Source organism: Burkholderia sp. 3C (assembly GCF_054589155.1).
Genome location: NZ_BAAILN010000044.1, coordinates 503560 through 514964, shown reverse-complemented (window position 1 = coordinate 514964; position 11405 = coordinate 503560). Strand labels below are relative to the sequence as shown.

At 65.7% G+C, this 11405-nt stretch carries 11 protein-coding genes and 3 tRNA genes; 5 read left to right on the top strand and 9 right to left on the bottom strand.

Annotated elements, in window-relative coordinates; genetic code table 11:
* Positions 1 to 41 precede the first annotated feature (41 nt).
* From ACYP33_RS08710 to rph, 7 genes are all read right to left on the bottom strand, one after another.
* Positions 42 to 1352, bottom strand: a complete 1311-nt coding sequence (locus ACYP33_RS08710; RefSeq protein WP_414450181.1) for an MFS transporter — start codon at positions 1350 to 1352, stop codon at positions 42 to 44.
* Positions 1353 to 1639: 287 nt separating this feature from the next.
* Positions 1640 to 2170: an energy transducer TonB family protein gene (locus tag ACYP33_RS08705; RefSeq protein WP_459620994.1), complete on the bottom strand. Its 531-nt coding sequence runs from the start codon at positions 2168 to 2170 to the stop codon at positions 1640 to 1642.
* Positions 2171 to 2285: 115 nt separating this feature from the next.
* Positions 2286 to 2660 carry a hypothetical protein gene (locus tag ACYP33_RS08700; protein ID WP_459620992.1) on the bottom strand — a complete coding sequence of 125 codons (375 nt, stop codon included), beginning with the start codon at positions 2658 to 2660 and terminating at the stop codon, positions 2286 to 2288.
* Between the two features lie 341 nt (positions 2661 to 3001).
* A tRNA-Ser gene (locus ACYP33_RS08695) sits at positions 3002 to 3089 on the bottom strand.
* Between the two features lie 66 nt (positions 3090 to 3155).
* The gene (gene hemW, locus ACYP33_RS08690) at positions 3156 to 4400 is read right to left on the bottom strand and encodes a radical SAM family heme chaperone HemW (RefSeq protein ID WP_459620990.1); all 1245 of its coding nucleotides are present in this window, start codon (positions 4398 to 4400) and stop codon (positions 3156 to 3158) included.
* A complete protein-coding gene (rdgB, locus tag ACYP33_RS08685) occupies positions 4397 to 5029 on the bottom strand; it encodes an RdgB/HAM1 family non-canonical purine NTP pyrophosphatase (RefSeq protein ID WP_459620988.1) in 633 nt (210 codons plus the stop codon). Before rdgB ends, hemW begins: the two co-directional genes overlap by 4 nt.
* Before the next feature lies 1 nt (position 5030).
* Positions 5031 to 5762, bottom strand: a complete 732-nt coding sequence (gene rph / locus ACYP33_RS08680; RefSeq protein WP_459620986.1) for a ribonuclease PH — start codon at positions 5760 to 5762, stop codon at positions 5031 to 5033.
* 208 nt (positions 5763 to 5970) lie between these two features.
* Here rph and ACYP33_RS08675 point away from each other — a divergent pair, with 208 nt between their 5' ends.
* The 4 genes from ACYP33_RS08675 (at position 5971) to ACYP33_RS08660 (ending at position 10283) form a co-directional block, all read left to right on the top strand.
* Positions 5971 to 6894 carry a YicC/YloC family endoribonuclease gene (locus ACYP33_RS08675; protein ID WP_459620984.1) on the top strand — a complete coding sequence of 308 codons (924 nt, stop codon included), beginning with the start codon at positions 5971 to 5973 and terminating at the stop codon, positions 6892 to 6894.
* Positions 6895 to 6900: 6 nt separating this feature from the next.
* The gene (gmk, locus tag ACYP33_RS08670; RefSeq protein ID WP_414450176.1) at positions 6901 to 7587 is read left to right on the top strand and encodes a guanylate kinase; all 687 of its coding nucleotides are present in this window, start codon (positions 6901 to 6903) and stop codon (positions 7585 to 7587) included.
* Between the two features lie 58 nt (positions 7588 to 7645).
* Positions 7646 to 7849, top strand: coding sequence for a DNA-directed RNA polymerase subunit omega (gene rpoZ, locus ACYP33_RS08665; RefSeq protein ID WP_006999799.1), 204 nt, complete (start codon positions 7646 to 7648; stop codon positions 7847 to 7849).
* Between the two features lie 64 nt (positions 7850 to 7913).
* Positions 7914 to 10283: a RelA/SpoT family protein gene (locus ACYP33_RS08660; protein WP_414444174.1), complete on the top strand. Its 2370-nt coding sequence runs from the start codon at positions 7914 to 7916 to the stop codon at positions 10281 to 10283.
* A 201-nt stretch (positions 10284 to 10484) separates the two neighbouring features.
* Here the strand turns inward: ACYP33_RS08660 and ACYP33_RS08655 are convergent.
* Together ACYP33_RS08655 and ACYP33_RS08650 are read right to left on the bottom strand one after the other, a co-directional pair.
* Positions 10485 to 10561, bottom strand: a tRNA-Arg gene (locus tag ACYP33_RS08655).
* A gap of 62 nt (positions 10562 to 10623) precedes the next feature.
* Positions 10624 to 10700: transfer RNA gene (locus ACYP33_RS08650), tRNA-Arg, on the bottom strand.
* 125 nt (positions 10701 to 10825) lie between these two features.
* Here ACYP33_RS08650 and greB point away from each other — a divergent pair.
* The gene (gene greB, locus ACYP33_RS08645) at positions 10826 to 11389 is read left to right on the top strand and encodes a transcription elongation factor GreB (RefSeq protein WP_414444175.1); all 564 of its coding nucleotides are present in this window, start codon (positions 10826 to 10828) and stop codon (positions 11387 to 11389) included.
* Positions 11390 to 11405: the final 16 nt, after the last annotated feature.

Sequence of the window (11405 nt, the reverse complement as noted above, 5' to 3'; positions counted from 1 at the left end):
CGGGGCGGCACGGCAAGTCCCGCCCCGCCCGCCACCGGCGATCACATCAGCCTGGTGTCGCGTGTCTCGCGCATCAGCAGCACACCAATCAGGCTGATCACCGCGGCCGTCGACACGTAGCCGCCGACCCACGACAGCCCGCCCTGCGCGGCCAGCACCTGCGCGATGTACGGCGCGATCGACGCGCCGAGGATGCCGCCGAGGTTGTAGGCCACGCCGGCCCCGGTGTAACGCACGTTGGTCGGGAACAGCTCCGGCAGCAGCGCGCCCATCGGCGCGAACGTCACGCCCATCAGAAACAGCTCGATGATGAGGAACAGCGCGATCAGCGGCATCGAGCCGCTGCCGAGCAGCGGTTCCATCGTGAAGCCCGACAGCAGCGCGGCGATCCCGCCCGCGATCAGCACCGGCTTGCGGCCGAAGCGGTCCGAGGCCCAGGCCGACAGCGGCGTGGCGATCGCCATGAACACCACCGCGATGCAGAGCAGGCCGAGGAAGCTCGGGCGCGCGATGTGCAGCGCGCTGACGCCATACGACAGCGAGAACACCGTCGAGATATAGAACAGCGTGTAGCAGACAACCATCGCCAGCGCGCCGAGCAGCGTCGGCGCCCAGTGCTGCGACAGCAGCGAGGCGACCGGCATGCGCACGCGCTCGTTGCGATCGATCGCGGCCTGGAACGCCGGTGTTTCCGTGATCTTCAGGCGGACATACAAACCGACGGCCACCAGCGCCGCGCTGACCAGGAACGGCACGCGCCAGCCCCAGCTGCGGAACTGCTCGTCCGACAGACCGATGGCGAGCGCGAAAAACAGGCCGTTGGACATCAGGAAGCCGATCGACGGGCCGAGCTGCGGGAACATGCCGAACCAGCCGCGCTTGCCTGCCGGCGCGTGCTCGGTGGCCAGCAGCGCCGCGCCGCCCCATTCGCCGCCGAGGCCGATGCCCTGGCCGAAGCGCAGCACGCAGAGCAGCACCGGGGCAAGCGCGCCGATCGTGTCGTAGCCGGGCACGAAGCCGATCGCGGTGGTCGATACGCCCATCACCAGCAGCGAGGCGACCAGGGTCGATTTGCGGCCGAAGCGGTCGCCGAAGTGGCCGAACAGGAACGAGCCGATCGGCCGCGCGATGAACGCGATGCCGAACGTGACGAACGCCGACAGCGCCTGCGCCGTGGCCGAGCCGTGCGGGAAGAACACCGGCCCGATCACGAGCGCGGCGGCCGTGGCGTAGACGTAGAAATCGTAGAACTCGATGGCGGTGCCGATGAAGCTCGCGAACACGATGCGCCGGTGGCTGACCGGCTGCGAGCCGTGCGACGCGGTGCCGGCGGCGGGAGAGGTAGAGGACATGATGGTTCCGTGGTGCGGGTTCGAACCGCGTGCGAGGCGGCTCGGGTGATCGGGTCTCAATTCGTTTCATCCCGCGGCGCTGCGCAAGGCGGCGGCGCGGGTGCCGGCTTCGAGGGCCGGCGATGCATCCGGGGCGGGCTGCGCGCGTCGCGCAAGCGGCCTTGTCGGGCTCGCGCGACGGGCCGGCCGGGTAGGCGGAACGTGGCGAGCCGTCCTGAACGACGGATCGGGTAGCGGCGAATTATAGCAAGCGGGACGGTGCGCTTTTGTCGCAGTGCGCGGTGGGGTCAATCGATCGTCTGCGCCTGCTGCGTGGCCCGCGTGCGCAACTGGAACTGACCGTTGTCGTTGAACAGCCAGCTTTCCATCATCTCGATCTGGCCGCGCCCGTCGAGCAGGCCCGTGGGCGGGCGGGGCAGCGGCGCGGCACGGCGCAGCGATTGCAGGGCAATCGCCTCGGCGCCGTCGTCGCCGTTGCTGCGATAGACCGACGCGCGCACCAGCCGCCCGTCGCGATCGACGGTGAAGGCCACCACCACGAGCGAGCGCAGCATCGCCTGCGGCGTGCCGTGCAACACGCGCGAGGCGTTCGCGTCGAGGATCTGCCGGGCCACATCGTCGCGATAGCTGGTCTGGGTGTTGGCGCTGGCGCCCGGCGTGGGCGACAGGATCAGCGCGCGCTGCGGCAGCGTGACGGTGCAGCCGGCGACCACGAGGGCGCCGGCCAGCAAGACGGCCAGGCGCGCGATGCGATGCGCCGGCCTTGGCCTGATCGGCGAGGCGGGATCGAAGCGAAGGGGGGCAGAGCGTGTGGGCATGGAAACGACCGTGCGCGAGCGTTCGGACGTTTCCAGCATAGACGCTGGCGGCGCGTATGAAAGCGGAACTCGCATCGGGCCGATGCGCCGCGCGGCTGGCGGCGATTCGTGGGGCTTACGGCTGTACGTCCGGCAGTGCGTCCGGGTCTTTCTTGAACGTGCCGAGTTGCGCCCAGATGCGGCCGCCGTCGCCGGTCACATAAGTCAGATAACGATGCTTCGAGGTGGAGCTCGTCGCGGCGGCGCAGGCCAGCGATAGGGCTTCGGTGCGTGCCGAAACGGGATCCATCGCGGAGATTTCGAGGTTGTATTCCCCGGGGGGCAAGCGATACATCACCTGGCTGCTGTCGTCGATCACATAGCGTACGTAGCCGCGCGCATGCATTTCGGCATGCAGCTTCCTGTACTCCTTGGAGTCGAGAGGATATTCCTTGGTCCGCTTGTCATCCTTGAACAGCATGACGCGGGCGGTGACGTAGTACTCCGGCATTTCGTGCCTCCCAATGGCAGAAATATGATTTCGGGTTCGGGGAATTGCGTGACGGTACGCCGGAAGGCGGGCCAAAGAGCCCACCCGGCGAACGACGACAAATCATGGATATCGCGTGCGCGTTGCCATGCCGCCGCAACGAGTGGAATTGCAAGGAACATGTGCTCACGAACGCGCTGAAATGGGTGCCACTTGGTTTATAGCACGCGGCAATAACAGTCGTGATGAAATGCAAAAATGCCGCCGCGACGATATGAAGCCGTGTTCGTGCCGAGGAGGCAGGATCGGATCGTCATTCGCGGGGAAGTGTTGCTTCGGTCGAAGCGGAGGAAGGGAAGGACTGGCGGAAGCGGTGAGATTCGAACTCACGGACGGTTGCCCGTCGCCGGTTTTCAAGACCGGTGCCTTAAACCACTCGGCCACGCTTCCACGGCCGGCATTGTAACCGAAATGCCGGCGCTGTTTTCGGCTTTGCGAGCGATGCCGTGAAGCGCATCAACCCGCGTTGCCGTCCTTGTCGTCCTCGTCGTCGTCACGCAGGAACAGCTCCTGCAGATCGTTGAGAAAACGCTGCCCGAGCGGCGTCGGCGCGATGCGTTCGTAGTCGCGCACGATCAGCCCGCGCCGTTCGGCCTCGGCCAGCGCCGGCTCGATGGTGCGCAGCGGCAGCCCCGTGCGTTCGGCGTAGCTGGCCACCGGAAAGCCCTCGGCGAGCCGCAGCGTGTTCAGCATGAATTCGAACGGCAGGTCGCGCGGCCCGACCTCGCGCTCCTCCTGAACCGGCGTGCCGGCCATCGCCTGCTCCATGTAGGTGGCGGGATGCTTGTAGCGCGCCTGACGCAATATGCGGTTCGGGAACGACAGCTTGGTGTGCGCGCCCGCGCCCACCCCGAGGTAATCGCCGAAGCGCCAGTAGTTGAGGTTGTGCTTGCACTGCCGGTTCGGCTGCGCATACGCGGACACCTCGTAGCGGCCGTAGCCCGCCTGCATCGTGCGCTCGTGGATCCATTCCTGCATGTCGGCCGACGCGTCGTCGTCGGGCACGGTCGGCGGGAACCTGGCGAACAGCGTGTTCGGTTCGAGCGTCAGGTGGTACAGCGACAGATGCGGCGGCGCATACGACAGCGCCGTCTCGATGTCGGCGCGGCATTCGTCGAGCGTCTGCTTCGGCAGCGCGAACATCAGGTCGAGATTGAAGTTGTCGAACGTATTCGCGGCGATCTCGACGGCGGCGCGCGCCTGCGCCGTATCGTGGATGCGCCCGAGCGCCTTCAGGTGCGCTTCGTTGAAGCTCTGGATGCCGATCGACAGCCGGTTCACGCCGCTCGCCCGGAACTGCGCGAACTTGGCGGCCTCGAAGGTGCCCGGGTTCGCTTCGAGCGTGATTTCGGCGTCGGCGTCGAGCGGCAGCAGAGCACGCACGTCGGACAGCAGGCGGTCGAGGCCGGCCGCCGACAGCAGGCTCGGCGTGCCGCCACCGATGAAGATCGTGTGCACCTGGCGGCCCCACACGAACGGCAGCGCCTGTTCGAGATCGGCGCGCACCGCATCGAGGTATTGCTGCTCGGGAAAGCGCTCGCCCTTCCACTCGTGCGAATTGAAATCGCAGTACGGGCACTTGCGCACGCACCACGGGAAATGCACGTAGAGCGCGAGCGGCGGCAGGGCGGTGAGGCGCACCTTGCCCGGCGACGCGAAGGTCGCGACGATGCGCTGCCCGGTTTCGGCGGCCTGGCTCACGCGTCTTCTCCGAGTCGCGCGAGCAAGGCGCGCAGCGCGAGCGCGCGATGGCTGACGGTGTTCTTGACGGCCGGCGCGAGCTCGGCCACGGTGGCGTTCAGCGCCGGCAGCAGGAAATGCGGATCGTAGCCGAAGCCGTGCTCGCCGCGCGGCGCATCGACCACCTCGCCATGCCAGCGGCCCTCGGCGAACAGCGGCTCGGGATCGTCGGGATGACGAACCAGCGCCAGCACGCAGCAGTAATAGGCGCGGCGGTCGTCGACGCCACGCAATTGCTCAACCAGATGCGCGTTGTTGGCCGCGTCGCTCTTCTCGAGGCCGGCGCGTTGCGCATAGCGCGCGGAATGCACGCCCGGCGCGCCGTGCAGCGCGCGCACGCAGAGGCCTGAATCGTCGGCGATCGCCGGCAGGCCGGTGGCGCGCGACGCGTGGCGCGCCTTGGTCAGCGCGTTCTCGATGAAGGTCAGGTACGGTTCCTCGGCTTCGCTCACGTCGAGCTGGCCTTGCGGAACGATCTCGATGCCGACCGTCTCGAACAGCGCCGCGAATTCGCGCAGCTTGCCCGCGTTGTTCGACGCGAGCACGATCCGCGACAAGCCGGCGGGCGAGGGAGCGTTGGCGAGCGTCATGTCAGGCGTCCCGCGCGGCGTGTTGCAGCGCGATCAGTTCGCCGATGCCCTTCTGCGCGAGATCGAGCAGCGCGTTCATTTCGTCGCGCGTGAACGGCACGCCTTCGGCCGTGCCTTGCACTTCCACCAGGCCGCCCGCGCCGGTCATCACCACGTTCATGTCGGTGTCGCACTTCGAATCCTCGGCGTAGTCGAGGTCGAGCACCGGCGTGCCCCGATACACGCCCACCGAGATCGCCGCGACCGAATCGTTGATCGGCGACTTGTCCAGCTTGCCCGCGGCGATCAGCCCGGCCACGGCATCCTGCACCGCCACGAACGCGCCGGTGATGCTGGCCGTGCGCGTGCCGCCGTCGGCCTGGATCACGTCGCAATCGATATGGATGGTGCGCGGGCCGAGTTGTTCGAGATCGACCACGGCGCGCAGCGCGCGGCCGATCAGGCGCTGGATTTCCTGGGTGCGGCCGGTCTGCTTGCCGCGCGCGGCCTCGCGGTCGTTACGCGTGTTGGTGGCGCGCGGCAGCATGCCGTATTCGGCCGTCATCCAGCCCTGGCCGCGATCGCGCAGGAACTCGGGCACGCGCTCGACCACGCTGGCCGTGCAGATCACCTTCGTATCGCCGAATTCGACGAGCACCGAGCCTTCGGCATGCTTCGTGTAATGGCGGGTCAGACGCACATCGCGCAGCTGGTTCGCCAGGCGGCCGCTCGGGCGGGAAGAGGAATTCGTCATGAGGAAGTGAGGCGTCCGGAGGGAAACCGCGATTTTACCGCGCATGCCGTCGCCGCACCGGGCCGCGATGCGGCGCAGGCGAACCGCCCGCACGGGCGAGGACGCCGCCAAAAATGGGATAATGCCGGTTTCGCGCCCCGTGCCTCGTGCGCACCGGGCGCCTCTGGATTCTCGGGCCGTATCGGCCCCCTCACCGGCGAGACCAACCATGATCTACAGCATGACGGGCTATGCGAGCGCGACCCGCGAACTCGTGGCCAACTCGGGCAACGGCGCCACCAGCGTGTCGGTCGAATTGCGTACGGTGAATTCGCGTTTCCTCGACCTGAATTTCCGCATGCCCGACGACGTGCGCGCGTGCGAGCCGGCCCTGCGCGAGATGCTGATGAACAAGCTCTCGCGCGGCAAGGTGGACGTGCGCATCAACCTGCAACGCAGCGAGCAGATGAGCCAGGCCGGCGCGCTGAACCGCGAGGCGCTCGACCAGCTCGCCGAACTCGAGCGCGCCGTGCTCGTGTCGTTCCCCAATTCGGAACGGCTGCGTACCGGCGAAGTGCTGCGCTGGCCCGGCGTGCTTGCGGAGAGCGGCGTGTCGGCGGAAACGCTGCGCGAAGCCGTGCTGGCCTGCGGCAAGGAAGCGATCGGCGACCTGGTGGTGGTGCGTCAGCGCGAAGGCGCACAACTGGCCGCGATGCTGCTTGGCAACGTCACCGAAATGGAAGCGATCGTCGCGCGCATCACGCCGCTCGTGCCGGAACTGATCTCCAAGCATCAGCAGAAGATCGTCGAGCGCCTTCAGGAAGCGCTCGGCCTGGCCGCCTCGGAAAGCGGCCAGACGGTCGTGACGCGCGAGGAAGCCGCCGAACGCATTCGCCAGGAAGTGACGATGTACGGCATTCGCATCGACATCGCCGAAGAACTGTCGCGGCTCACCGCGCACCTGAACGAAACGCGTCACGTGATCGAGAAGGGCGGCCGCGTCGGCAAGCGTCTCGACTTCATGATGCAGGAACTGAATCGCGAAGCGAACACGCTCGGGTCGAAGGCCGCGGCGAAGGAGCTCGCCGATGCGTCGATGGCGCTGAAGCTGCTGATCGAACAACTGCGCGAGCAAGTGCAAAACCTGGAGTAACGCAAGATGACCGAATCGAACCGAGACGCGCACCGAGAAGCGCACGCGCTGCATGCCGGCGCGTATCCCGGCAACCTGTTCATGGTGGTGGCGCCGTCGGGCGCGGGCAAGTCGACGCTCGTGAACGCGCTGCTGGCCAAGGACAGCGAAATCTGCCTGTCGATCTCGTACACGACGCGCAAGCCGCGTCCGGGCGAGCAGGACGGCGAGCACTACCACTTCACCACCGTCGAGGATTTCCGCGCGCGTCACGCGCACCACGAATTCCTCGAAAGCGCCGAGGTGCACGGCAACTACTACGGCACCTCGCGCGTGTGGATCGAGGAACAGATGCAACGCGGCCGCGACGTGCTGCTCGAGATCGACTGGCAGGGCGCGCAGCAGGTCAAGAAGCAGTTCCGCAATGCGGTCGGCATCTTCATTCTGCCGCCGTCGCTCGCGGCGCTCGAAGAGCGTCTCAAGAAGCGCGGCCAGGACGAGCCGAACGTGATTACGCGCCGTCTGCTCGCGGCGGGCAGCGAGATCGCGCACGCCTCGGAAGCCGAGTACGTGGTGATCAACGAGCATTTCGAGACGGCGCTTTCGGAGCTGCAGCGGATCGTGGCCGCCACGCGCCTGCGCGTCGCTTCGCAGTACGCACGTCACACCGAACTTTTCATCGAACTCGGCATCCATCTCCCGCACGCCGAGTGACGGCGGCGGAAGAGGGACATAAGGTAGAATAGCCACCATATTCAGAAGGAATACCACCATGGCTCGCATTACCGTCGAAGACTGCCTGAAGCAAATCCCCAATCGCTTCGAACTGGCGCTCGCCGCCACCTATCGCGCGCGTCAGCTCGCGCAAGGCCACACGCCGAAGATCGAAAGCCGTGACAAGCCTACCGTCGTCGCGCTGCGCGAGATCGCGGCCGGGCAGGTCGGCATCGAGATGCTGAAGAAAGTGCCGGTTTAAGGCACACTCGGCCTTTACCGTCATGTAATCCGCACAACCGGCGTGCCAACCTGAGGAGGCGAACATGAGCAACTCAACATCGTCCGCTTCCGCGGAGGCCGGCCATGCTGAAGAAGTCACGGCCACCTCGCCGGCGCGGCAATACATCGACGCGGTCCTCGAACAATCGTTTCGCCATCTGTTCGGGCCGACCAATACACCTGAGCAACCTCGCAAGCACGGCGTCGTTTCGATCGCGAAACTGACCGCCGCGCTCGCCGAGTATCTCGGTCCGGATGAAATCAAAGAGGTCAAGGCGGCGTTTCACTTCAGTGACGAAGCCCACCTCGGTCAATATCGCCAGAGCGGCGAACCCTACATCACCCATCCTGTCGCCGTCGCGGAAATCTGCGCCGGCTGGAAGCTCGACGCTCAAGCCATCATGGCCGCGCTGCTGCACGACGTGATGGAAGATCAGGGCGTGACCAAGAGCGAGCTGGCCGAGCGGTTCGGGCCGAAGGTCGCCGAGCTGGTGGACGGGCTGTCGAAGCTCGACAAGATGGAGTTCCGCAGCCGCGAGGAAGCGCAGGCGGAAAACTTCCGCAAGATGCTGCTGGCGATGGCGCGCGACGTGCGCGTGATCCTCGTGAAGCTGGCCGATCGGTTGCACAACATGCGCACGCTCGGTGCGGTGCCGACGGAAAAGCGCCGCCGCGTCGCGCGCGAAACGCTCGATATTTATGCGCCGATCGCGCACCGCCTCGGCCTGAACAACACCTATCGCGAGCTGCAGGACATGAGCTTCGCGAATTTCAACCCGCACCGCTACGCCACGCTCGAGAAGGCCGTGAAGGCCGCGCGCGGCAATCGTCGTGAAGTGATCGGCAAGATCCTCGAATCGGCGCAGCGCACGGTGGGCGAGGCGAAGCTCGAAGCGGAGATCATGGGTCGTGAAAAGACGATCTACAGCATCTACCGCAAGATGCGCGACAAGCAGTTGTCGTTCTCGCAGGTGCTCGATGTGTACGGGTTTCGCGTGGTGGTCGAGCATGCGCTCGAGTGCTACACCTGCATCGGCGCGCTGCATGCGCTCTACAAGCCGGTGCCGGGCAAGTTCAAGGATTACATCGCGATCCCGAAGATGAACGGCTACCAGTCGTTGCATACGACGGTGGTCGGCCCGTTCGGCGCGCCGATCGAATTCCAGGTTCGTACCCGCAAGATGCACGAGATCGCCGAAGCCGGCGTGGCCGCGCATTGGCTCTACAAGAATGGCGGCGCGGATCTCAACGACGTGCAGATGCGCGCGCATCAGTGGCTCAAGTCGCTGCTCGACATCCAGAGCGAAGCCGGTGATTCGAGCGAGTTCCTCGAACACGTCAAGATCGACCTGTTCCCCGATGCCGTCTACGTGTTCACACCGAAGTCGAAGATCATGGCGCTGCCGCGCAGCGCCACGGCGCTCGATTTCGCCTACGCGGTGCACAGCGATCTCGGCAACCAGTGCGTGGCCGTCAAGATCAACAACGAGCTGCTGCCGTTGCGTACCGAGCTGAAGAGCGGCGATATCGTCGAGGTGATCACCGCGCCGTATTCGAAGCCGAACCCGGTGTGGCTCGGCTTCGTGCGCACCGGCAAGGCGCGTTCGGCCATTCGTCATTACTTGAAGACGATGCGTCTGACCGAATCGGTGCAACTGGGCGAGCGTCTCGTCGACCAGAGCCTGAAGAGCTACGGGCTGGCGCTGGCCGATATCGAGCCGGAAATCTGGGAAAAGCTCGTGCAGTGGACGGGCAACAAGAGCCGCCAGGAAATCTTCGCGGATATCGGCCTCGGCCGCCGCGTGCCGCAGGTGATGGCCAAGCGCATCGAGGTGCTGATGAGCGGGCGCGATGCCGACGACGACATGTCGCGCGGCGATCGTCCGGCCCACAACGCGCCGCCGGTGGCGATCACGGGCACCGAGGGCATGTCGGTGCAGTTGTCGGCCTGCTGCCGGCCGATTCCGGGCGATGCCATCATGGGCTATATCGGCATCGGCCTCGGCATGGCGATCCACACGACCGATTGCCGGGTGGCGCAGCGCATTCACCGCCGCGATCCGGGCCGCTGGATCGACGTCGCCTGGGCGCCGCAGCCAGGCCGCCTGTTCGATGTCACGGTCAAGGTGCTGGTCAAGAACACCAAGGGCATCTTCGCGCGCGTCGCGGCCGATATCACCTCGGCCGATGCCAACATCGTCCATATCGCGATGGATGAGGATCTCTCGCATGAATCGACGATCCTGCGCTTCGTGATTCAGGTCGGTGATCGCGTGCACCTCGCCAACGTCATGCGCCGCGTGCGCACGAACCCGGACGTCATGCGGATCATGCGCGAGCGTTCGAGCGACGATACGGCCCATGCGCGTCACGACGGCGGCATGCGGATCGATCGGGATCGGCAGGACTATTGAGAGGCGCCATGCGCGGCTGGCGGCGCGCAGGATAGGCGATGCCCCGGCGACGGCAAACGAAAGCGGTACGAAGCTTCGGCATCGTGCCGCTTTTTTCATGGCGGGGCGAAAAGGGGAGATGTGTTGCGTCGCGCGGAGAAGGCAAACAGAAACGGCGCGCGCAAAACAAAAGGGCCTTCCCGGAGGAAGGCCCTTCAAAGGTGGTGCGGCTGGCAGGATTCGAACCCACGACCCCTTGGTTCGTAGCCAAGTACTCTATCCAACTGAGCTACAGCCGCACGCAAAGCGGTTACTGCTGTGTACTGCCGGGATGTCTTGTAAGACAACCCGTTTTAAAAATTGGTGCGGCTGGCAGGATTCGAACCCACGACCCCTTGGTTCGTAGCCAAGTACTCTATCCAACTGAGCTACAGCCGCACGCAGGAGTGAGACTATAGCAAGCTTTTTAGGGAAAGGGAATAGTTCCGTCACAATTTCTTCGCGGGAAGCGTTCGTGTACCCTTGCAGGATCTCATTGGCAGTCGAAAGGTAGCCGGTACAGCATGAACAAGGCGTTTGTGAAGGAGTCGGAAGGCGATGACGACGACGATCTCGGCCAGGCGTTGCCGGAAATTCCGGCCGGCGCGAAAAACTACATCACGCCCGCCGGTCACAAGCGGCTGCGAGACGAGTTGCTGCATCTGATCGACGAGGCGCGGCCCGAGGTGGTCAAGCTCGTGTCGTGGGCCGCCTCGAACGGCGATCGCTCCGAGAATGGCGATTACATCTACGGCAAGCGCCGCTTGCGCGAGATCGACCGGCGCATCCGCTTCCTGACCAAGCGGCTCGATCTGGCCGAGGTGGTCGACGCGAGCCGTCAGGAGAATACCGATCAGGTGTTCTTCGGCGCGACGGTCGATTACGCCACCGAGGACGGCGACGAACACACCATCACGATTGTCGGCGTCGACGAGGTTGATCTCGACCAGGGCCACGTGAGCTGGGTGTCGCCGATTGCCCGCGCGCTGTTGAAGGCGCGCATCGGCGAGACGGTCACGCTGATGACGCCGGTCGGTGCGCAGCCGGTCGACGTGCTCGACGTGCGCTATCCGGCGGCGGCTGCGTGACGTATCCGCCCGGAGG